Source organism: Eubacterium sp. LMAG:50 (assembly GCF_008680265.1).
In the GTDB taxonomy this organism is placed as follows: Bacteria; Bacillota; Clostridia; order Lachnospirales; family Lachnospiraceae; genus Eubacterium_U; species Eubacterium_U album.
This window is the reverse complement of sequence record NZ_NALP01000007.1, coordinates 418,711-442,762: the sequence shown is the minus strand read 5'-3', so window position 1 is coordinate 442,762 and position 24,052 is coordinate 418,711. Positions and strand designations below refer to the sequence as shown.

Genomic DNA, 24,052 nt, shown 5'->3' with positions numbered 1-24,052 from the left:
TACATAAAATCGCTTAATAAAAGAAAAATATTAATAAATATCAATAAAAACATTGAAAATATACTTTATATATTTTAGAAATTTGATATAATTTAACACGTAGTACCTAATACTTGATTTTACGAAGAATCGTAAAATAGAACCACTCCTAGGGTTCATAAGTATACTAACATATTTTTCAGTCCGGAACGGTTAAGGCAAGGGGGCCCTAACCGTTCTTTACGTTTATAAGAAAAAAAGGCATAATAGTACAAAATTATAATTAAGAGGTGGTGGACAAAATGAAGGGATGGCTTGTAGTTAACGGATATTTAAATAGTGATAAATTTAATGAAATATACCAATGGCTTGTAATTGCAGCAAAAAAACAGAATTGTGAATTGAAAATAATGACTAATGACAGGTTGCTATCAATTCTTGGAATAGAAAGTGGGAAAGTAGATTGGAATAACAAGCCGGATTTTGTAATATTTTGGGATAAGGATTACAAATTAGCAAGATTATTGGAAAAAACAGGATTAAAAGTATTCAATAATGCAAGGGCAATTGAGGTTTGCGACGATAAAGCATTAACATTTATTGCTTTAAAAAATGAAGAGATAAAGATGCCAAAAACATTCATGTCACCAATGACATTTGAAAAAGAATATTCAGATTATGCATTTTTAATGCAGGTTGAAGGAAGCCTAGGATTTCCGTTCATAATAAAAGCAAATAAAGGCTCGTTTGGAGCACAGGTGTATAAAGTTAACAATCATCAGGAAGCCATAGATACAATAAAAAAAATAGATGGAAATGAATTCATAATGCAGGAATTTGTAAAAAGTTCAGTAGGTAAGGATTTGAGATTAAATGTAGTTGGAAATAAAGTAGTCGCGACAATGAAGCGTTTAAACGAGGATGACTTTAGAGCGAATATAACCAATGGTGGAAAAATGGAACAGTATAATCCAACACAAAAACAACAGGATATGGCATTAAACGTGTGCAGGGCACTAGGATTAGATTTTGCAGGAGTTGATTTGATGTTTGGAGAAAATGATGAACCGATTTTTTGCGAAGTGAATTCCAATGCACACTTTAAGAATATATGTGATTGCACAGGCATAAATGTTGCTGATGCAATTATTGAATATGTTATAGATAAGTGCAAATTATAATACAAAGTCTGGTTTGGAGTTGTTAATTATGACAGGTTACATGATTTATGAAAAAAACGATGCACAGAAAAATAAAATGTATGTTGAAATGCATAAAGAAGCCTTTGCAGATTTTGGTGTAGATATAAAACTAGTACTGACAGATAAAATTTATAAAGAACATAAAATGGAGTTAGGAAAACCTGATTTTGTAATAAACAGAAGCAGGGATTATATAATTTCAAAAGAGTATGAAAAAATCGGAATCAGGGTATTCAATTCGTCTGAAGTAACAAGAATTGCAAACAATAAAGGCTTAACATATAAATTTCTAAAGGGAAAAGTACCATTTATGCCAACGGAATATGAAAAACTAATGTTAATAAGTGGTGTAAATGTTAATAACAATTTGATTTCATATCCTTATGTGTTAAAAAGTTGTAGTGGTCATGGTGGAAGTCAGGTATTTATGATTAATTCAAATGACGATGAAGAGATTGCAATTAAAAAAATTGAAAATGATAAATTTGTAAAACAACAATGCTGTACAGATTTAGGAAAAGATGTAAGAGTATATATAATAGGGAATAAAGTGGTGGCAGCAGTTTTAAGAACCTCAGAAAAAAGCTTTAAAAGTAATTATAGCCTGGGCGGAAATGTTTCTTTATATGATTTAAATGAGACTGAAAGAAAATATGTAGACACAATTACACAAATGTTACCAATGGATTTTGCTGCAATAGATTTTATATTTAACAATGGGCAGGCTGCATTTAATGAAATAGAAGATGCAGCCGGTGCCAGAATGTTATATAGCATATCTGATATAGATATCGTAAAAATGCAGGTTGAATATATGATGAAAGAATTAAAGAAGTCATGCATTGCCAAAAATTAATATGGCAAATCAGCTTTTCCTTTCATAAATTTAATAACTTTTTTCTTTTGTGCCTTATTAGTTATAATGTCAGGCTGCCAGTTATTTGTGTCGCCTGTGTATACATAACAGGGAATAATTTTACCGGACTGATTAGATAAAACTCCATCGGTTATTGTAAGCTTATGTGTGTAAATAATTGTCCTGTTTTCAGGATGCCTGTTACCACCGAAAATAAAATTACCAAGAGAGTAAATAATTGTAACTCCTTTATATTTTTCCATTGGCTGCAACACGTGAGGATGGTCGCCCATTATCAAATCAGCTCCGGCATTGATTAAATCGTGGCAGGCCTGTTTTTTCCATGATTCAGGTACATGTATAGCTTCTTCTCCTCCGTGAAAATATATAATCTGGTAATCAGAATTTTCTGATGCTTCTGTAAGCAGTTCTTTAATTGAATCTACAGCGTAAGAGTTGTACATAGATACACAAAGAATTGCAATATTAAATCCATTTTTTGAAAAATAAATATTAGAGCCTTCTTCGCCCCATTTTACATTGGCTGCATCAAGTGCGGCCTTAGTATCAGAATGTCCCTGCTCGCCATAGTCATTAATGTGATTATTTGAAATCGAAACACCGTCAATTCCGCCGGCAGAAAGAATTGCGGCATTTTTTGCAGCAGATTTAAACCAAAAAGCTCTCATTCCGGGGTCAGCATATTGTCCCTTATCACGTACTTTTAAATTCTTGCTATCTGAATAAACATTTTCGCAATCAGCCATTGTAAAATCGTCATTAAGGAAAATGTTACTGACTTTAGAAAGAAAATATTTAGGCTTCTTTTCATCAGCAACGTCATTAAAACAATTTGCATAATATGTATTTTCATCTGTTGCGCAAAGACAATCTCCAATAAAACTTAAATCAATTGTAAAAGTATTGGTTGTTGTTGGCTCTTCAGTAGTAGATTCGGCTAAATTATTAGAAGGTTCATTGGAAACATCAGTGCTATAAGCAGGTTCTGTATGTTTAGGTTCCAGTAATTTTACAGTGCCAGATATTACTGCAACAATAATTAATATTGAAAGTGCACAACCTAAAATAAATTGCTTTTTATTCATAAATCCTCCGTATTTATAGTGTAAAATAAAATATAACATATTAAAATCTTCTGATTTTGAACAAATGAAAACGATAGTATTATATTTTATTTTAAATTTTATGTTTACACGTTAAATATAAACGAATACATATTATTTTACAACTTAACATTTCCTTAAGAAATATTCGTTTTAATGACAAAAGATAGCCTGTGTGCTATAATCACGAATGATAAAAATCATTTCAAACGGAGGGATAACGAAATGGAAAAAGAAGTTAAAGTATCGGTAATTGTGCCGGTGTATAATTCAGAAGCCTTTATTAGACAGACTGCAGAATATATTTTAGGACAATCTCTTAAAGATATAGAAATAATATTTGTAGATGATGGTTCTACTGACAAAACAAGAGAGATTCTTGAAGAAATAAGTAAGACAGATGATAGAGTTAAAGTATTGCATCAGCAAAACAGTTTTGCAGGTGCTGCAAGAAATTACGGATTCAGAGAATCATCAGGAAAATATTTAGTATTTTGGGATGCAGATGATATTTTTCTTCCGGAAGCGTTGGAAAAAATGTATGACAAAATAGTAGAAGACGATGCGGATATATGTATTTGCCCGGCTGATTACTATGATAATGAAACCAGCAAGATTTTGAAGAATAATGTATACATTAAATATGATATGATTCCTGAAAAAACTCCGTTTTTTAAAGAGGATGTTGAAGATGTATTGTTTAATTTTTCAACAAATGTTCCATGGAATAAAATGTTTAAAAGGGAATTAATTACTGATAATAATCTTGAATTTCAGCAGATACAAAGGGCGAATGATAACTATTTTGTAATGACAGCTTTTTTCTATGCAAACACATTTACTTACATTAAAGAAAGCGTAATTCAGTATAGAATTAATTTATCAACAAGCCTTATTGGTGGAAATTCTAAGACCCCATTATGTGTATATGAGGCTTATAAAAAAACTTATGATAGAATTAAAGATGAAGCAGGATTTGATAAAGTAAGACAGAGTTTTCTTAACAAGGCAATGCGTGCATGCTTTTATTTCTTAAGTGTTCAGACTAAATTTGAATCATATGAAGTACTTTACAATAAGTATAAAAATGAAGTGTTTAAGGAATGGAATTATCCTGAAGATAAAGAGTTTTATTATAATGAAAAAGATTATAACAGATATCAGAGAATGAAGGAAAGTACAGCAATAGAATTTATGGTGTGCGAGTATCAGGGGGCAATAAATGAAGTTAGAAAATTAAAGAATTCAAGATATCAGCTAAGATTGAAAAATGACAGACTTAAAGATAAAAATGACAGACTAAGGGAAAAGAATGAAAAATTAAAGATTGCAAAAGAAAATTTGAAAGCTCAGGTTTCAAGACTCAAAGCTAGAATTGCAGAAATTGAAAATAGTACGAGTTTTAAAATTGGAAAAGCAATTACTTATTTACCAGGCTTAATAAAGAAAGCCATAAAAGGTAAAAAGTAAAATATAAAATAATAAAAAATAAGAGAGTGAATAAATGTCAAAAAAGAAAGATAAAACTAAGAAAAATGGAATAACTGTTTTAATAGGTCTTATCGTAGTTGCTATTATAGTGATTGCTGTGGTAGCTGTTATTCAGTCGACCACAAGTTTAAGTACTCATAAACCAACAAACGCTGCAAAGAACTATGTAAAGAGTCTTTTAAAGGAGATGGATTATGATCTCGTGGTTAAAGGCGCAGAAGTAAAATATCATGGAGATCTGGATAAAGCTAAGGAACTGTATGGAAGTGAAGTAGATAATAAAAATTCCATAGAAGATTATTGCGTAGTTAATGTAAAATTAATGACAAGCACAGGAGATGAAAAGAAGTATATAGTTGATTGCATAAAATACAATGGCAAATGGAAGGCTATGGGTGTACATTCTGATTATAAAGAGTCAGAAAATAGTAGTAACAGTGCAATCGATAATCTGCCTAAAATTAATCTTGATGGAGAATCTAAATAATGAGCGTGGTTAACAATTTTTTTGGACATTTAAGAACAATAACGAAACATAGGCATATGGTTATAAAACATTGTAAGAAAGCAGGGATACTTTGGCAGGGGTTAAGACATGACTTGTCAAAATATTCACCAACAGAATTTATACCTGGAGTTAAATACTATACAGGTACAAAAAGCCCTAATGAAGGTGAACGAATTGATAAAGGGTATTCTGTCGCATGGTTACATCATAAAGGAAGAAATAAACATCATTTTGAGTATTGGATGGACTATAGTAATGTTACTCATAGAAATGATCCGGTAGAAATGCCTTATAATTATGTAGTGGAAATGTTTTGTGACAGAGTTGCTGCAAGTAAGATTTATAATGGAAGTTTATATAAGGAAACTGATCCTATAGATTACTTTAATGCAAAACATGGTCAAAGAACAATCCATCCAAAAACATCGGATGAGATTGAAAAACTTTTGAAAATGCTTGCCAGTGAAGGTGAGGATGCTACATTTGCCTACATTAGGGAGCAAATGAAAAAATTTAGAATTGAAAAGAAAAAACATATTAAATTGAAACGAAGCCTGCGAAATTATTAACATTTTTAAGTAGATAATAAATAAACATGGGCTATCAAATGCTTAACAAAGAGTAAAAAAAGAGCACCATAATGTGTATTAGATTAAATTTGTGATGCCAAGGTCAAAAGGTTTAAGCCCACATGAGCTTGATCATGAGTGGGTGAAAGACCTTTTGACCCTGCCATCAAATTATTATAAAATACACTTTTGATGCTCATTTTTATATGTATTTAATTTTCAACTTCTTTCTTAAAGATTACAAGTTTGCTTAAAACGTAATTTAAGACAATAACTACAACACTTATTGTAACTTTGCTAACCATTCCCTTTATACCGAAAATTGTTCCGTTTACACCTAATTTTACAAGGAGAGGTGTTCCAAAAACCTCAATTATACCGGTGAAAATTCTAGCGGAAATAAATTTGCCAAATTCAGCAATGACAAAAGAAGGTTTCCAGCTGTAACTTTCAAAAACCCATATTTTATTTGTAAAATATGCAAATATAACAGCAATTGTCCATGAAACAATACTTGAAAGTAATACATTTGTGTCATCGGAGAACGCTGAGAATACGAAGGTGAAAATTGAATAAGAAACCCAGCTTATAAAAGTAGTTGCAAAACCCATAATTAAGTACATAATAATTTCTTTGTACTTAATAAATAATTCCGAAAATTTTTTCATAATATTAATCTCCATATAGTATTATGTTGTTTATGTACTAATGTACTAAATACAACCTTTATAGTATAACATAGGCACAACAGCGGTTCAATAGATAGGAAAGTTGCACTGATAAAATTGTCGACTAATATCCTAACCTGCTGTATAATTGTTCTTTAGGAGTTTGAAATTTAAAGAGTATTTGAAAGAGTTAAAATAAAAAAGTAATATTAGGAAATTAGTATACAAACAAGGGTATTATTTGAAAGAAATATATTAAAAGAAAAGGAAAGAAAAATGAAATTTGATTATTTAATAGTAGGAGCAGGATTGTTTGGAGCAGTATTTGCCCATGAAGCAACTAAGGCAGGGAAGAAGTGTCTTGTAATCGACAAAAGAAACCATATTGCCGGAAATATTTATTGCGAAAAGATAGAAGATATTAATGTTCATAAATATGGTGCACATATTTTTCATACAAGTAATAAGAAAATATGGAACTATGTTAATGAGTTTGCAGAATTTAATAATTACATAAATTCTCCTGTGGCAAGATATAAAGATGAATTATATAATTTGCCATTTAATATGAACACATTTAGTAAATTGTGGAATATTGCAACACCGGCTGAAGCTAAGGCCATTATTGAAAAACAGAAAGCGGATTTGAATATTAGTGAGCCTAAGAATTTAGAGGAACAGGCATTGTCATTAGTTGGAACAGATGTATATGAAAAATTAATAAAAGGATACACTGAAAAGCAGTGGGGAAGAGATTGCAAGGATTTACCGGCATTTATTATAAAGAGACTTCCGCTTAGATTTATTTATGACAATAATTATTTTAACGACAGATATCAGGGAATCCCTATTGGTGGGTATACTGAAATTGTTGAAAAAATGTTAGAAGGAAGCCAGGTAGAACTTGGAGTAGATTACTTTGAATTTAAAAAACTACATCCTGATATTGCTGAAAAAACAATATATACAGGTATGATTGATGAATACTTTGATTTCAAATTAGGACATCTTGAATATAGAACTGTAAGATTTGAAACAGAAGTTTTAGATACTGATAATTATCAGGGGAATGCAGTTGTAAACTATACAGAAAGAGAAGTACCTTACACAAGAATTATTGAACACAAGCATTTTGAATTTGGAAATCAGCCAAAGACGGTTATTTCAAAGGAATATTCATCAGAATGGAAGCCGGGAATTGAACCATATTATCCAATTAATGATGAAACAAATGGAAAGTTATTTGAACAGTACAAAGAGTTGGCAGATAAAGAAGAAAATGTAATTTTTGGTGGAAGACTTGGAAATTACAAATATTATGATATGGATAAGGTAATAGAGGCAGCGCTTGATTGCGCGGAGAAAGAATTGGCGTAAGGAGTTTCTATGATTCAGCATACAATAACGCATACATTAGAGAAAATGGGATATCAAAATATTTCAGGAAATACTGTTACCGCAGATTGCATGTTTAGATTTAAAGATGGCGAAGCAAAATTTTGTGTCATAGTTAAAAATTGGGGATTGAATGCACTTAATTATGAAGAGGTTGTGGAATCTACAAAAGAGGTGGAAAATAAAATTCTATTGACCGGTGGAAAAAGCTTTGAAGCGTTTTATATAATTATCACCGATAGAAAAGAAAATGTAGAATGGTTTCAGCAACATGGCATGAAATTCTGGATAGCTGATTTAAATACAAAAAAGTTGTTAATCTATGAAAACCAGCCGGATGATTTTGAAGGATTAAGAAGTATTGTAGAAAGTGAACTTGAAAAGACTGACATCTCAGATGGAAAATATGAATATGACTGGAATGAGGTTAAGGTAAGAGATAATAATGGAGAAATTGTAGACATAACAGACCATTTTAGACAGAAGAAAAAGATTCCGATAATAACAATTTTATTGGTAGCGATAAATATAATTGTATTTATAATTGCTCAAATATTTGGAAACACGGAAGATGTTGATTATATGATAAAGATAGGCGCAAGCAATTATGAAGATGTGCTTATGAATGGTCAGTTTTACAGGCTTTTCACATCTATGTTTCTGCATTTTGGAGCAGAGCACTTACTTAATAATATGTTTATGTTGGCTGTTTTAGGAAATGAATTGGAAACTAAAATTGGAAAAAGACATTTTGCAGGAATTTACTTAGTAAGTGGACTTTGTGCAAGTATAGCATCTGTTGTGTATCACTATTATATAGCGGATTATGCGGTAAGCGCAGGAGCTTCAGGAGCAATATATGGTATATTTGGAGCGTTTATTGTGTTCATGATTATGAATCGTGATGATGGAAGAAAATTCAGCATAGGAAGAATAGCATTTGTTGTTTTCCTTCTTATATTTGGAAGTTTTCAGGAAACAGTGGATTTTGTAGCACATATAGGTGGATTTATAGCCGGAGCAGTGCTTGCAATAATCCTTTGCATAAATAAAAGAAAGACAGAGGTGTAAGACAATGGTAAATGATGATTGTATTTTTTGCAAATTAGCAAATGGCGTATTTGAAACAAATACACTTTATGAAGATGATGATTTTAGAGTTATTTTTGATGCCAGTCCTGCAACAAAGGGACACGTTCTTATTTTGCCAAAAGAGCATGCGGCAAACGTATTTGAACTTTCAGAAGAAACAGCTTCAAAAGTATTTGTACTCGCTAAAAAAATAGCAACTGTATTAAAAGAAGTTACAGGATGCGAAGGAGTTAATATTTTGCAGAATAATGGTGAAATTGCAGGTCAGACTGTATTCCATTTCCATATGCATATAATTCCAAGATATAAAGGCGATACAGCAAATATCAAATGGGTTCAAAATGAAGTTGACCAGGCTGTTGTCGATGAAATTATAAGCAAGGCAAAAGATTTATTATAATGATGTCAGAATTAAAAGGCTTTCACCAACGTATGAGCAAACTCATGTGGGTGAAAGCCTTTTTAAATTTGGTATTTTAATTTATAAAGTAACGTCCTTGATTAACGAAATAATAGTGTCTACACCATTAGAAAGTCCGGAAACACGCATTGATTCAATGTAATCAGCACGGTTGTCATAAACTTTCTTAATTGTATCTAAAAGAACATCAGTTGTCATTGTATCTTCGTCTATTACTTCACAGAATCCCTGCTTCTCAAATGATTTTGCATTTAAAATCTGGTCGCCACGACTTGCATTTGCAGACAATGGAATTAAAACACTTGGTTTGTTAAGTGCTGCAATTTCGCAAATTGAATTTGAACCGGCACGGGATACAATAATATCTGCCATAGCAAAGAAATCTTTCATTTCATCACTTATGTATTCAAATTGTGCATAACCTTTTGTACCTACAAGGCTTTCGTCAAGTTTACCTTTGCCGCAAAGGTGAGCAACCTGAAAATGTTCAAGTAATTGTGGTAAAGCAGCACGAATTGCATCGTTAACTTTTTTGGCACCAAGACTTCCACCTACGACTAATAAAACAGGTTTGTCAGTAGTAAATGAACACATATTAAGAGCATTAACTTTGTTTCCTTTAAACAATTCTTCTCTTAATGGAGAACCTGTAAATACTGCTTTATCTCCAAGAAATTTAGCTGTTTCAGGAAATGTGTGGCATACCTTAGTTGCGTAACGCATTGCTATTTTATTTGCTAAACCGGGAGTCATGTCGGACTCATGAATAATTGTTGGAATTTTGTAAGCACTTGCTGCCATAACAACAGGAACAGTTACAAATCCGCCTTTAGAAAATACAACGTCCGGTTTATATTTCTTAATAATTTTTCTAGCTTCAAAATATCCCTTAATTACACGGAAAGGATCAGTAAAGTTTTGCCAACTGAAATATCTTCTTAACTTACCTGAAGAAATTCCTACGTAGTTTAGACCTTCTTTTTCGACTAATTGTTTTTCCATTCCGTTATAAGACCCGATATATTTAATGTCAAAACCGGCTTCTTTTAATTTAGGAACTAATGCTATATTTGGTGTTACATGTCCTGCTGTACCACCGCCTGTAAGAATAATCTTTTTCATAATAATACATCTCCTTGCATAATATGTAATGACTCCGCCTAATGGTTGGTGGATAATCATAGAAAACAGTTAATAAACTTTGTTAATTTTAGTTTAACAAAACTTAAATTGTTTCCTGATTTATAATCATAATTTTGGGGCCAAAATCACATTTTGACCCCATGAGTGTCGTAATATAACAACATATAATTTTATTTTTTATCTGCATTCAAGCTGTCTACATAAGCCTGAACAGTTTCGTAATCTTCTCCACCTAAAACTTTTTCTATGATAGAAGAAGCATTGGCAACAGAAGTTTCATCAATTGACAAAACAGATAGATTCTGTCCGTTCCAAGTACACTGTTTATAGCCGTCATTTAAACCACTAACACTGTATGAAACAATGTTCCAGCCATTGTAACCGGCACTTAACTGTTTCTTTAATTGAAGATTTGCTAAAGAACCTAAATCCATGTCAGTCGTAAAACTTGAACCGATTGCATTAATAATTTTATTGTAATTAGTTAAAGTTGAAACTGAAAGCATTTTATCAGTCATTGCTTTTATAACTGAAATCTGATTTTTGTTACGCTGAACATCACCATTTGCAAATGAATGACGCTCACGTGCATATGTAAGAGCTGTTGCTCCATCCATTTTCATTTTACCCTTAGTAAAAGTATATTTCTTACGTTTTGATTTATTAGTCTGCATATCTTTATCAGTGTAGTTTGCATAAGTATATGTGCTGAAACCTTCTTCAACATTAACAGTTATTCCGCCTAATTCATCAATTAATTCAGAAAATCCTGTAAAGTTTAATCTGAGATAATGATATTCAGGACTGTCAGTTGTTAAAGCTTTACCATTAATCTGTATTCCGTATAAATTAGATAATGTGTTCATTAAAACCTGATAACCCGGTTTCCATGTTACTTCCTGTCCCCAACCCCATTCACTAGGACTTGTTGGTTCTGCCGGTTCACCACTTCCGTATAAACCACAGTGAGTAAGTTTATCGTATGAATCTGCAGCAATATTTTTACCTGCCTGAATTTCTACATAATAATCTCTAGGTGTTGAAATTAAAGCAACTGTATTTGTTTTAGGATTAACAATAGCTAAAATATTTGTATCTGAACGACCATTTGACTTAGAGTCAGCTAATTCACCGAAAGTATCACTTGCTGAAACATACACAACAAATGGGTCTTCAGAAACGGCAGCCCCTTTAGTATCAATAATTTTTGTTAAAGGTGCAACAAAATATGTACCTAAAAGACAAATAATAATAACTATAATAGAAAGTATCTTACCTATACGTCTTAAAATAGTTCCCCTTGTTGCAAATATAATTGCAATTAAGAAGAATATTCCAAGAACAACGCCAAGACCAATTGTAAGTGGCATTGTTAAAATGTTGATAGTTACCAGTTTAATCATTAAAAAGACTGAAGTAACTAATTGTAATATTGATAATATAATTCCAAATATTGTACTAACTTTATTTGGATTCTTTTTCTTTCCTGAATCTGAATAATCTGAATTAAAATCTTTACCATATACAGATTTATATTCATTTCTTGATTTGCTCATATGTACCTCCAAAATAAATGAGAAAAATCAGCCTGTAATTAAATACAAGCGTACTTGCTGTGTAATTATACTATATTGAATAAAAAAAAACAAACTAATGAAGGCGATGATGTCAATAATTAAGAAAATTTTAAAAAGTTCACAAATATGGCATTAATTGACAAACATTATAGGCTTTGATAAAATTAATAGAATTATGTACACTAATAAATAGTAGTAGTTTAAACGGACAGGAGTAGTTATGAGGGAATCAAGTGCGTTTAGAAGATGTATTATATTGTTGCTTCAGGCAATAATAATTGTAGCGCAGACTTATACGTTCTGGCATTTTTGGGACACTTATTATAGTGAAGGTTTAACAAGAATGTTCTTCTTTAAAGGACATATCGTAATTGTTTTTTTATATGCATTATTGTTTGGCGTGTTTGCAAACGTTTATGGAGCATTTCAAATAAGCAGATTAAGATTTGGGGATATGGTATTTTCTCAGATTTTATCATTCGGATTTGTTAATGTGGTAATGTATTTGCAGATTTCAATGCTTTCATTAAAGATGGTTAATGTAGCTCCCATTTTAGGAATGAGCTTTGACAATCTTTTATGTGCATTAATTTGGAGCTGCTTTGCAAAATTAGTCTACAGATGGTTATATCCACCAAGAGATTTGTTGCTTGTATATTGTGATAGAGATTCTGAGGGGTTAGTAAAGAAAATGAACTCCCGTAAAGACAAATATGACATTAAGGCATCAATTCATATAGATGAAGGCAACGAGAATGTATATAAGGCAATAAGAAAGCATGAAGCAGTATTGCTTTGTGATATACCGGCACAGAGTAGAAATGAAATATTAAAATATTGTTATGGATGCGGAAAAAGGGTATATGTAACACCTAAATTATCAGACATTATTTTAATGGGTGCCGAAACAAATAATATATTTGATTCACCATTACTTATTACCAAGAGCAAGGCTTTAAAATGGGAACAGACAGTAATCAAGAGAATTTTTGATATTGTTATTTCACTTATACTTTGTATTCCAACAATCATTTTGACAATTATTGTGGCAATGTGTGATTTGGTATACGACCGAGGTCCTATATTTTATACTCAGGAAAGACTTACTTTAGATGGAAAGAAATTTAAGATATTTAAATTTAGAAGTATGAAAGTAGATAGTGAAAAAGACGGAGCAAGATTGGCGGCTAAGGAAGATGACAGAATTACTCCAATCGGAAGAGTACTTAGAGCTTCTCATTTAGATGAACTTCCACAGGTATTTAATATATTATTAGGAACAATGTCTATTGTAGGACCAAGACCGGAAAGACCGGAAATTGCTGAAAAGTATTTGGAAAGTATTCCTGAATTTTCATTTAGACTTAAGGTTAAAGCCGGACTTACAGGATTTGCTCAGGTTTATGGAAAATATAATACTACACCATATGATAAATTGAAATTAGATTTATATTATATAGAACATTATAGTTTTTGGCTTGATATTAAACTTATTCTTATGACATTTAAGATTATGTTTATGAAAGATAATACAGAAGGTGTTGAAAAGAATCAGAAGACAGCGACAATAACTAAAGATGTATTGAAAAAATAAAGGCAGGGTTATAACTTTGGAAAATTATTCTGTTTTAATGTCTGTTTATTATAAGGAACAGGCAGAAAACTTAAGAGAGGCCATAGACAGTATTTTAAATCAAACTGTAAAAACAAATGAATTTATTATTGTAAAAGATGGCCCTTTAACAGAAAAACTGGATAATACAATAAAAGAGTATGTGGAAGAATACCCGGGTGTATTTAAAATAGTTACTCTTAAAAAAAATATGGGACTGGCAAAGGCATTAAATAAAGGTATTGAGCAGTGCAGTAACGAAATTATTGCAAGAATGGATAGCGATGACATCAGTATGCCGGACCGAATGGAACGCCAGTTAGAAGCAATGGAAGCAAATAGAGCAGATATTCTTAGCGGAACTATTGTGGAATTTGATGAAAGCGTAGATAAGCCGACTGCCAAAAGAGAGCTTCCTGAAAAAAATGAGCAGATTATTGAATTTGCAAAAAAAAGAAGCCCATTTAATCATCCGGCAGTTATGTATAAAAAAAGTTCAGTTTTAAAATCAGGATTGTACGAAGATTATACATATTTTGAGGATTATAATTTATGGGCAACAATGTTAAATGACGGATGCATAGGATATAATGTAAAGGAACCGGTGCTGTATATGAGAGCAGGCGAAGGAATGTACAAACGCCGTGGAGGATTAAAATATATATCCTATATATATAAATTTAAAAAGCATTTAAAAGATATTGGATTTATAACAACAGGGCAATTTATAGGTGATACGGTAGCAAGAAGTATTGTGAGTATAGTCCCATATAAAGTTAGAAAATTCATATATGCAAAACTTTTACGCAAGTAAGGTAATGAGAAAATGAACAAGAATGTATTAAGGCTTTTTTTTAAGCCCTTAACAATATTAAATAAATTTACTGCAAAGGATAGCAGGCTTATATTCTTTTATTCTAATTTAGGATTTAGGGACAATGTTAAAGCTATGTATGATTACCTCATTGAGGAAAAATTCAATATGGGCTATAAGTTTGTAGTAAGCATAAATGATTATGAAGACTATAAGGACAATGCCCCTGAGAATGTTACATTTGTAAACAATAAAGAGGGCATTAAGTATTTTATGAAGGCAAAATATGCTTTCTATTGCTTTGGCAAATATCCTATTAAGCCATCAAAAAAACAGACAGTTGTTAATTTGTGGCACGGTATGCCGTTAAAGAAGATAGGGAATATGGAGTCAGGGTTAGAAAAAATAGATTATAATTTTTTTACTGATATAGTTTCTACATCAGAATTATTTAATCCTATTTTGATGAAAAGTTTTAACTGCAATGAAAAACAGGTAATTATAACAGGACAACCTAGAAACGATGAAATGTTCAAGGAAAATCCTATCATGGATAGTGCTGTAAGAAGAGGTGCCGATAAAGTTATTTTGTGGTTGCCAACTTACAGAAATGAGGAAAAAGATTTTCCAACACCGGTGCTTACTGAAAGGCAGGCACTTGAATTAAATGAAATGCTAAAATTAAGAAATGCTAAGCTTATAGTAAAAATTCATCCCCTTCAAAAATTGTCAGGTGAGATGAAAAAATATTCATATATAGAATTTGTTACACAGGAACAGTTGAATAAATCTGAAATGACAGTTTATTCATTACTTAGAGCAGCAGACGCACTTATAACAGATTATTCATCAGTTTATTTTGATTTTATGATGTTAGACAGACCTATTGGATTTACGGTAGATGACATAGAGGAGTACAAAAAAAACAGAGGTTTTGTATTTGAAAATCCTTATGATTACATGCCGGGATATAAAATATCTAATTATGGTGATGTTCTAAGTTTTATAGAAGATGTAATAGAAGGAAATGACAGATACGCTAAAGAACGTAGAGAGTTAAATAAAAAAATAAATTTCTACAATGATGGTAAAAGCTGTGAAAGAGTTGTAGCTAAGGTATTTAGGAGACATAACTCATGAAAAAAATAAAAGATTTGTTGAGATGCATTATGCTTCTATACAAAAGAATGTTGTTTTTTATTGCAAAAATCACAACAAAAACTGATGAAAAGGCTGTGTTTTTTGAGTCATTTCAGGGAAGAAGCTTTGCCTGTAGCCCAAAAGCAATGTATTTGCAAATGCAGCAGGATGATAAATATAAAGATTTTTCATTTTTCTGGGGTTTGAGAAAAACAGACAGAGAAGATTTTAGTAATAAAAAAAATACTCAACTTGTTAAATTTGAAAGTTACTCATATTATAAGGCGTTGGCAAAAGCAAAGTATTGGATAGTTAATTCAAATACAAGGTTATTTTTGAAACCGGGTAAAAAACATGTTTTCGTCCAGACATGGCATGGAACACCTCTCAAAAAAATAGGATGCGACATTACATGTACAGGAAATGCAATGACTAAATATGAAAATATTCAAAAAATTTACGATGGAGAGGCTGAAAAAATTACATATATGATTTCTCCGTCACAATACTGTACAGAAAAGTTTATTTCAGCATTTGATTTGAAGAAATTTGGAAAAGAAGATGCAGTGTTAACTGTAGGTTATCCGAGAAATGATTATTTGTTTAAATTTACTGATGATGAATGCAAAAATATAAAATTAAAACTTAATATTCCAATGGATAAAAAAGTTATTTTATATGCACCAACATTTAGAGATAACAAATATAGTGCAAAAGATGGTTTTAAAATTCAGAATTTTATGAATTTTGATAAAATGAGAGATAAATTTGGAGAAAATTGCGTTATATTATTTAGGGCTCATTATTTTATTTCGGGAAGAATTGATTTCTCAAAATATGCAGGATTTGTGTATGATGTGTCAAATGTAGAAGATGTTAATGAATTGTATGTAATCAGTGATATACTTATAACAGACTATTCTTCAGTATTTTTTGACTATGCAAATCTTAAAAGACCTATTATATTCTATATGTATGATTATGAAGAATATAAGAATGAGCTTAGGGATTTTTATATAGATGTAAATGAACTACCCGGCAGAATTGTAAGAGATGAGAATGAACTCGCAGATGCAATAGAAGGGTCATTAAACGATTTTAATGTAGATAATAAATATCTGCAATTTAATAATAAATTTAATTATCTTGATGGAATTGATTCCAGCAGGAGAGCATTGGAAAAAATTATAAATTAAAGGAGATTAACCAATGAAAAGAGTAATTACTTATGGAACATTTGATTTGTTGCATTATGGTCATATCAATTTATTAAGAAGAGCTAAGGAATTAGGAGACTATTTAGTAGTTGTTCTTTCAACAGATGAATTTAACTGGAATGAAAAACAGAAAAAATGCTATTTTTCATATGAAGACAGAAAGAAAATGTTGGAAGCAATCAGATATGTAGACTTAGTAGTTCCAGAAGAAAATTGGGACCAGAAGAGATCTGATGTACAAAAGTATAATATTGATACTTTCGTAATGGGAGATGACTGGAAAGGCAAATTTGACTTCCTTAAGGATTTATGCGAAGTTGTTTATTTACCAAGAACACCGGACATTTCAACAACACAGATTAAAAAGGATTTAAACAAGAAATAAGGTTCAAAGGAGCAAAGTAATGGTAAGCATTATTGTTACACACAAAAAAGGATTGGCATATTTGGAAGATTGTCTTGAAAGTATTTCAGAGCAGGAATTTCAGGATTATGAGACAATCCTTGTTGTAGATGGAAATGAAGATGATCCGTCTGAAGTAATCGAAAAATACAAAGAAAGCGCAAAGATTAAATTATTCAGATTAGAAGGAAAACATGGTGTTTCCGCAGCTAGAAATTTAGGACTTGAAAAGGCAACAGGGGAATTTGTTTATTTCCTTGATGGAGATGATTATCTTGACGGCGATACAATTGGAAAATTAGTAAAATTAATGACACCTGAGGATGATGTTGCATATGGAGATATTATGTATACATGGTTCCAGAAAAAAGCTTTCAACGAAGAGCAAAAAGGTGAAAATGAAGATAACGACAGCGAAGATAAGAAACAGATATATACTTACAATGATATTTTCCAATACAGATATAACATGTACAACAGATTAAAAACAGTAACAGTACTTGGAATGCTTTACAGAAAAAGTTTCTTAGATGATAACGATATAAGATTTGACGAAAATCAGTTGTATTATGCTGACGCACCTTTCTTTACAAAGGTTATGTGTTGTGTAAAAAATTATAAATGTGATGAAAATGCAATTTATGTAAAGCGTTATCATAATGATAAAGAGGATAATCCTTCAATTAATCAGATTGTAGATGAAAATAGAGAGCAGCATTACATAGCAAGTTATAATCTCGCTATTGAATATGCAAAAGATAATGAAAAGATAAAAGCACATATGGAAGAGATAATCTGCAAATATTTTGTCAGATTTTATGCTCCAAGATTCCATTGGGATAAAGATCCTAAGTGGGATAATGAAAGACTTGTGCCATTCCAGACAGCTATTGCAAAGACAGATAAAAAATCACTTGTTACAATGCCATTTTTACATAAGGTATTGATAAGCAAGGTTAGAAAAAATAATTTAAAAGCAATGAAGCGCTGGACAAATATTATTTTGATTAAGAAAAAACTTGGAAAAATGCTTACAAATAAGAGACAGTTCTTAAGAGCTGTAAACCTTCATATTTTCTATAAAATGAGCATGAAGGAAAACTGGGTAACATTTGAAAGTTTTGTAGGAAGAAATTATTCAGGACAGCCTAAGTATGTATATCAGTATATGCAGAAAGTTTACGGTGACAAATATAAATACATTTGGATTGTAGATAAAAAAGGTATTAAGATTGATGGAAAACATACAACTGTAAAAAGATTTGGATTAAGATATTTTTACTATATGACACGTTCTAAATACTGGGTTAACAATATGAGACAGCCAACATGGCTTCCTAGAAAAGAAGGTCAGATAATGCTTGAAACATGGCATGGAACACCTTTGAAGAGACTTGTATTTGATATGGACGACGTACATGCGGCTAATCCACATTACAAAAACATTGTATATAAGCAGTCAAGAGGATGGGATTATTTATTGTCAGACAATCCATTTTCAACAGAAAAATTCCAAAGCTGCTTTAGATTTGATAAAGAAAAAATCCTTGAAGCAGGTTATCCTGCAAATGACCCTCTTTACGCAGAGGATTTAGAGGAACGCTCAAAGGCTATCAAGGAAAAACTTGGAATTCCTTTAGACAAGAAGGTACTTTTATATGCACCAACATGGCGTGATGATAATTACTATGATGCAGGTGAATATAAATTTGAACTTGCCCTCGATTTGGACAGATTAAAGAAAGAATTTTCAGACGAATATGTAGTGCTTCTTAGAATGCATTATTGGATTGTAGACCAACTCGACTTATCTAAATATCCGGGATTTGTATATAACGGAAGTGATTATGATGACATAACTGAGTTATACATGATTTCAGATATTTGTATGACAGACTATTCATCTGTATTCTTTGATTATGCGAACTTAAAGAGACCAATTCTTTATTACATGTATGATTTGGAAAAATACAGAGATGTACTCAGAGGATTCTATCTTGACGTAGAAAAAGAACTTCCGGGTCCAATACTTCAGACAAACGATGAAGTTGTGGAAGCAATAAAAAATATAGATAAAGTAACAGAAGAATACAAAGACAAATATGCAGAATTTTATGACAGATTCTGTTGCATAGACGATGGACATGCAGCCGAAAGAGTCGTAAAAGCTGTATTTGAAAACTAGTTAGCCATTCAACACAAAAAACCAAAAGAACCCTTATGCTTGCATAAAAGGGTGCTTTTGGTTTTTTGGTTATGTGGCGCTTAGCCACAGTGAGATGAAGCGAAGCGGAATCGAACTGAATGGCTAACTAGCAAAAAGGAATGGCGCTTAGCCACAGTGAGATGAAGCGAAGCGGAATCGAACTGAATGGCTAATTTTCTCAAGAGGATTATGACAATATAATTAATTATGTAAACTAAAATACGGATGATATAAATAAGTTAAATATCATCCGTATTTTTTATTGAATTAAAAATATCCTACAATTTCTTTATTGCATTTCCAAATTCAGCCCAATATTCAGTTAATGTACCTTCCATTAAGACTTCGTCAAAACGCACATTTCCTAAAGAACGCTTGATTTCACGTTTGAAAAATTTCTGGTTATATTTTGTCACATAAGGAAGTGCATACCATACAAGTACACGGACTTCTTTCGGAATATTGTTGTTAAAATATACTTTATATTTAGTGTCAGTAAAGGAAGTAGTAAGTATTGTAACATCAGTTGTTCTATATTCGTATGATTCCAATTTCTTACGAAGATTTTCATAAAATGTCATATCGTTATAATTAGTATTTACGCATATTAAAATCTTTTCTTTATGAGCCTCTAAGCCATTGATAACAGAATACACACCGTTTCCTTCAAGTTCAGAAACAGGTTCTCTTCTAAACACTACATCCACTAAACGTTTGCAGGAATTGCCATCATCGTTATAAATACACCATTGCGACATGTCCTCATGAAGTTTAGAGTAACGTTCCAAATACTTTTCGCGAATCGGATTAACAAGTTCCGATGTACAGATATTTCCAAGAGTAATGGAAATGTCATTTATATTGGAGGACACATATCCCGGAAGTCTGCTGACAGGAACATATAAACCACGACCTGACTGATATTCTTCTAAATCCGGAACGTAGAAAAGAATAGGTTTCTTAGTTGCCAGAAAGTCAAAGAATATACTTGAATAATCAGATATTAAAACATCAACAACAGATAATAATTCATTAGTATCAATTGTAAATGGAATTAACATAGGTCTTAATTCAGGGTCATTTGCCAAAATCTTATAAAGGAAATAGTGAACACGAAGATAAATACGATAGTGCTCAGTGTCAATATTTTCGGATAATTTGGCAACGGTCTTTTTAAAATCCTCTACGTTATAATCTAAATTATTATATAAAGTGCCTTTCCATGTAGGGGCATATAAAATAATCTTTTTATCAGTGTGAATGCCTGCAGTGTTAAGTTTTCTGTGGACATCTAAAGTGTTAGCATTAACAATGGCATCACTTCTCGGATGACCTAATTCAAGAATTTTTCCCTGAAACAGTCCATCTAATTTGTAAGCACGTTTATACATAACCTCAGTCATAAACTGATTTGCAGAAACTAAATAGTCTGCAAGAAGAAAATTACGTGCAGGACCTCGGGCATTTTCCACTCTTTCAGCAGTATGCTCGTATCCCATATATTTTGTAGGAACACCATGCCATGTATTAATATAAACCTGGCTGTTTCGCTTTTCAAAATAATATCCAAAAGTTGAGTTATTTATTAAATACTTGCTTGTTGCCAAATATTTGTAATAATCCTCAGATTCACGCTTTACAATAATAACGTTATCTAAAGATGAAAATTCAGAAATATTATCTGCGGCAAGTTCCGGATTTTCAACAGACCATATATGAGTGTATGATTTAAAATCCTCCTGATTTAACAAATATTTAAAAATAGCTCTTGGGTTGTCCAAAATTCCTAGCCCGGCAAATGCTTCATAAAAAATAAATTTGTCATTAACCGGCATAGAAAGAAATTTGTTATAAAGTAACTTGCCCTTATCTTTTTCGGATATACGAAAAGGCTGAACAATTTTTTTTACTGTACGTTTTAATTTATACTTAAAACCTTGCGGAGCATTAGCAGTATATTTCATATGGCGATTCCTTTCTTAAAATTATAAATAATGTTTTTGATAGAGATTAATTATTCATTAATAATATCTTCAAATTGTTTGATTGTAATATTATTATAATCGGCGTATTCAAATTCGCAAGTAGGAACTTCATTATTTATAAATGCAATTAATCCGTTGTAAATATCATCAACAGAATTGCCAATTACAAGTTGTCCGTTGTCAAATAATGAAGAAGCTGCGGAACTGAAATTTGACATAATTATTGGAAGTTTTAACAAACGCGCTTCCAACAAGGAAACAGGTTGACCTTCATGAAGGGATGGAAGAATGAAACAACTGCAATCCTTCATAAGCATAAATGGATTATCCAAATTTCCTGTTAAAATAACTTTGCCATCCAGATTTAAACTATGAACGAGACCTTTAAGTTCACCCATAAGGGCACCATCGCCAATAATATACAATCTTAAATTCTTATTTGCATCATAAGCTTTTGCAAATGCCTTTATTAATGCAGCCTGATTTTTCTCAGGTGAAAGACGGCCCATGTTTACAAATGAAATTAGGTCTTTATTTAATAAATCAGGAAAACCTGCTTCATTTGCAGATTCAGCCGTATAGGATTCTTTAGAACCGTTTATTACACGTTCAAAATTAGCAGCATTTCTTACAAAGCAACATTTATCCTTTAATTCACTATATCCGATTTTTTCTAAATTAACTTTCATCGTTGCCTCTGAACAGCCTACAATTTTGTCATAAAACTGATAAGTTGAAAAAACAACCCTAAGTTCTCTGCTGTGAGGTTTTTTGTGATTAACGATTTTATTCTTATCTGTTAATAAATCATTGTGTTGCCAAATAAGCTTCTTAGCATTTTTTGCACTTAAAAGCAGAATTGAATAAAATGAACCATATCCTGAGTAATCAATTACTGCGTCGAAATCACTTGTGCCAAAACAACGGATAAATTCTCTGTCATACATTGCTTTTGGGTAAATTTTCTTCATTAAAGGAAAATTAAATCCAAAAACTCTTAAAAAGTCATTTCGAATCTGCTCGCCAAATGTGGCGGGAGTATATGATACTCTGGCAAAAATTCTGGCTTTATCATTAAATGTACAAATCATATCCTTACTGTCAGCAAATTTTAAATTGCCGGCATAAACTGTTACGTCATATTTATCATAATCGATGAAATCAAGCATTGTTCTAAGAGCAGTGGAAATTCCGTTCATGCGAAGTCCGCCGCCAAAGAATAATAATTTCTTCTTTGTATTTTCACATTTAATAATGCGGTATGGATTACCATTTGAATCAGAAGTATTTCCTCTAAAAACAATGTCAACAATTCTTGAAGAAACATTGCCATCATCGTATGGACATGCAAAATTCTTGGCTTGTGAATAACTATCTTTATATTTATTAATAACTTCACCCAAATTGTTAATAGAATTTCCAATTTCCTTAACAGATGTTAATGCAGGTCCGGGAAGCTTGTCAGGTTCCATGTATAAACCACGATAATTTTTATATTCTTCTAAGTCAGGAATGTAAAATAACACTGGTTTGTCGCTTGCTAAAAAATCAAAAAATATACTTGAATAATCTGATATTAAAATATCAGTAATAGACAAAAGTTCGTTTGTGTCAATAAAAGCAGGAATTAAGGAATTGCTAAACATACCTGATTTTACCAACTCTTTATATACAACCTGGTGGGGCTTAAGAAGAATCTGATATTTGTCCGTATCTATATATTCTTCCAATTCTCTTTTAAAATTATAATAGTCATCAGGATTTACTTCAGGCTTATTATAATCAGCACCTTTCCATGTAGGGGCATATAAAATAACCTGCTTATCTTTTTCGAGTTCTATTCCGTACTTAAGAAGAAGTGATTTTATTTCTTCTTTAGGACAATTTAAAAGGCGGTCATTTCTTGGATAACCTTCTTCAATAATACTTCCATTGTAAAGTCCGCGTAATTTGTATTTATCTAAATAAACTTCTGTTAAAAACGGATTCGCAGAAATCATATAGTCAGCAGAAAGCATATTTCTAAGAACATTTGAAATAGTGGCTGCTGAACCCGGAATATCGTATCCTAAGCTTTTTATAGGAGTGCCGTGCCATGTGTTGACAAAAATCTGTCCGGGCTTTTTGCAATAATAAAAAGGCAGAGATACATTTGAAATAATATAATGTGCAGTCGCTAAATATTTCAAATGGTCATTACTATGTCTTCTTATGCCATAAATATTATCGTGGTCTGCAAACTGTTCCATAACAGGTTCATTGCCTACACGGTCATCTACAACCCATACATGGGTAAAGTTGTCAAATTCAGAATTTGAAAGTAATTCTCTGAAAATTGCATAAGGATTGCAAAGCATTCCACGGCTAAAATATGAGTCGTATAAAATAATATTGTCTTCGATATCGTAATCTTTATAATAATGCGCGTATTTGCTACGTCTTGCAGTTTCTTTGAAATTGCCTAATTTTGTCTTAATTTTACTTAGCATATAAACCTCCTAATGCTATATACATATAGGAAGATTATAGTATACACAACTGTATTTTTCAAATAAGAAAGAGTTAATTTTAAATGTGGCAATTGTCTGGCAGATGGCATAAATCCTTTGACGAAAAAGAAAGAACCATTATAATGTAACGTAGAGTTTAG

20 protein-coding genes are annotated in these 24,052 nt (G+C 31.5%); 14 read left to right on the top strand and 6 right to left on the bottom strand.

Features of this window, described 5'->3' with window-relative positions:
• The first annotated feature begins 281 nt into the window (after positions 1-281).
• Together CCC31_RS07220 and CCC31_RS07215 are read left to right on the top strand one after the other, a co-directional pair.
• Entirely contained in the window at positions 282-1,160 is an 879-nt protein-coding gene (locus CCC31_RS07220) for a RimK family alpha-L-glutamate ligase (RefSeq protein WP_117910538.1), read from the top strand.
• Positions 1,161-1,188: 28 nt separating this feature from the next.
• A complete protein-coding gene (locus CCC31_RS07215) occupies positions 1,189-2,037 on the top strand; it encodes an ATP-grasp domain-containing protein (RefSeq protein WP_022088761.1) in 849 nt (282 codons plus the stop codon).
• Here CCC31_RS07215 and CCC31_RS07210 read toward each other — a convergent pair.
• Positions 2,034-3,143: a CapA family protein gene (locus CCC31_RS07210; RefSeq protein WP_022088760.1), complete on the bottom strand. Its 1,110-nt coding sequence runs from the start codon at positions 3,141-3,143 to the stop codon at positions 2,034-2,036. The two genes, CCC31_RS07215 and CCC31_RS07210, sit on opposite strands and share 4 nt — an antisense overlap.
• Before the next feature lie 243 nt (positions 3,144-3,386).
• Between CCC31_RS07210 and CCC31_RS07205 the strand changes: the two genes are divergently transcribed.
• The 3 genes from CCC31_RS07205 to CCC31_RS07195 are packed head-to-tail and all read left to right on the top strand — an operon-like array spanning position 3,387 to position 5,729.
• The gene (locus CCC31_RS07205) at positions 3,387-4,631 is read left to right on the top strand and encodes a glycosyltransferase family 2 protein (RefSeq protein WP_022088759.1); all 1,245 of its coding nucleotides are present in this window, start codon (positions 3,387-3,389) and stop codon (positions 4,629-4,631) included.
• A gap of 34 nt (positions 4,632-4,665) precedes the next feature.
• Positions 4,666-5,139 (top strand): hypothetical protein, encoded by a 474-nt coding sequence (locus CCC31_RS07200; protein WP_022088758.1) that lies wholly within the window; start codon positions 4,666-4,668, stop codon positions 5,137-5,139.
• Positions 5,139-5,729 (top strand): DUF5662 family protein, encoded by a 591-nt coding sequence (locus CCC31_RS07195; RefSeq protein ID WP_022088757.1) that lies wholly within the window; start codon positions 5,139-5,141, stop codon positions 5,727-5,729. Before CCC31_RS07200 ends, CCC31_RS07195 begins: the two co-directional genes overlap by 1 nt.
• A gap of 212 nt (positions 5,730-5,941) precedes the next feature.
• Here the strand turns inward: CCC31_RS07195 and CCC31_RS07190 are convergent, their stop codons facing one another.
• The gene (locus CCC31_RS07190) at positions 5,942-6,397 is read right to left on the bottom strand and encodes a GtrA family protein (protein WP_022088756.1); all 456 of its coding nucleotides are present in this window, start codon (positions 6,395-6,397) and stop codon (positions 5,942-5,944) included.
• A 276-nt stretch (positions 6,398-6,673) separates the two neighbouring features.
• On the opposite strand from CCC31_RS07190, the gene glf reads away from it, so the two are divergent.
• From glf to CCC31_RS07175, 3 genes are read left to right on the top strand one after another with little or no spacing between them, the layout of a single operon-like run.
• On the top strand, positions 6,674-7,774 hold the full coding sequence (gene glf / locus CCC31_RS07185; protein ID WP_290850613.1) for a UDP-galactopyranose mutase: 1,101 nt from the start codon (positions 6,674-6,676) through the stop codon (positions 7,772-7,774).
• 9 nt (positions 7,775-7,783) lie between these two features.
• Entirely contained in the window at positions 7,784-8,863 is a 1,080-nt protein-coding gene (locus tag CCC31_RS07180) for a rhomboid family intramembrane serine protease (protein WP_290850611.1), read from the top strand.
• A 4-nt stretch (positions 8,864-8,867) separates the two neighbouring features.
• Entirely contained in the window at positions 8,868-9,284 is a 417-nt protein-coding gene (locus CCC31_RS07175; protein WP_118565770.1) for an HIT family protein, read from the top strand.
• 81 nt (positions 9,285-9,365) lie between these two features.
• Here CCC31_RS07175 and CCC31_RS07170 read toward each other — a convergent pair whose 3' ends face one another.
• Together CCC31_RS07170 and CCC31_RS07165 are read right to left on the bottom strand one after the other, a co-directional pair.
• A complete protein-coding gene (locus tag CCC31_RS07170) occupies positions 9,366-10,427 on the bottom strand; it encodes an undecaprenyldiphospho-muramoylpentapeptide beta-N-acetylglucosaminyltransferase (protein WP_022088752.1) in 1,062 nt (353 codons plus the stop codon).
• Between the two features lie 191 nt (positions 10,428-10,618).
• On the bottom strand, positions 10,619-12,004 hold the full coding sequence (locus tag CCC31_RS07165; protein WP_290850608.1) for an LCP family protein: 1,386 nt from the start codon (positions 12,002-12,004) through the stop codon (positions 10,619-10,621).
• A gap of 241 nt (positions 12,005-12,245) precedes the next feature.
• On the opposite strand from CCC31_RS07165, the gene CCC31_RS07160 reads away from it, so the two are divergent.
• Genes CCC31_RS07160 through CCC31_RS07135 form a run of 6 tightly spaced genes read left to right on the top strand, consistent with a single transcriptional unit; the run spans position 12,246 to position 19,396 of the window.
• Positions 12,246-13,619 (top strand): exopolysaccharide biosynthesis polyprenyl glycosylphosphotransferase, encoded by a 1,374-nt coding sequence (locus tag CCC31_RS07160; RefSeq protein ID WP_260978594.1) that lies wholly within the window; start codon positions 12,246-12,248, stop codon positions 13,617-13,619.
• Between the two features lie 16 nt (positions 13,620-13,635).
• Positions 13,636-14,451, top strand: coding sequence for a glycosyltransferase (locus tag CCC31_RS07155; protein WP_260978595.1), 816 nt, complete (start codon positions 13,636-13,638; stop codon positions 14,449-14,451).
• A gap of 12 nt (positions 14,452-14,463) precedes the next feature.
• Entirely contained in the window at positions 14,464-15,591 is a 1,128-nt protein-coding gene (locus tag CCC31_RS07150) for a CDP-glycerol glycerophosphotransferase family protein (protein ID WP_290850605.1), read from the top strand.
• Entirely contained in the window at positions 15,588-16,787 is a 1,200-nt protein-coding gene (locus CCC31_RS07145) for a CDP-glycerol glycerophosphotransferase family protein (protein ID WP_290850603.1), read from the top strand. The genes CCC31_RS07150 and CCC31_RS07145 overlap by 4 nt, the downstream gene beginning before the upstream one ends.
• 13 nt (positions 16,788-16,800) lie before the next feature.
• Entirely contained in the window at positions 16,801-17,193 is a 393-nt protein-coding gene (gene tagD / locus CCC31_RS07140) for a glycerol-3-phosphate cytidylyltransferase (RefSeq protein ID WP_022088746.1), read from the top strand.
• Positions 17,194-17,212: 19 nt separating this feature from the next.
• Positions 17,213-19,396 carry a bifunctional glycosyltransferase family 2 protein/CDP-glycerol:glycerophosphate glycerophosphotransferase gene (locus CCC31_RS07135; RefSeq protein WP_290850601.1) on the top strand — a complete coding sequence of 728 codons (2,184 nt, stop codon included), beginning with the start codon at positions 17,213-17,215 and terminating at the stop codon, positions 19,394-19,396.
• A gap of 299 nt (positions 19,397-19,695) precedes the next feature.
• Here CCC31_RS07135 and CCC31_RS07130 read toward each other — a convergent pair whose 3' ends face one another.
• Positions 19,696-21,381 carry a CDP-glycerol glycerophosphotransferase family protein gene (locus CCC31_RS07130; RefSeq protein ID WP_290850599.1) on the bottom strand — a complete coding sequence of 562 codons (1,686 nt, stop codon included), beginning with the start codon at positions 21,379-21,381 and terminating at the stop codon, positions 19,696-19,698.
• A 50-nt stretch (positions 21,382-21,431) separates the two neighbouring features.
• Entirely contained in the window at positions 21,432-23,891 is a 2,460-nt protein-coding gene (locus CCC31_RS07125) for a glycosyltransferase (protein WP_290850597.1), read from the bottom strand.
• Positions 23,892-24,052: the final 161 nt, after the last annotated feature.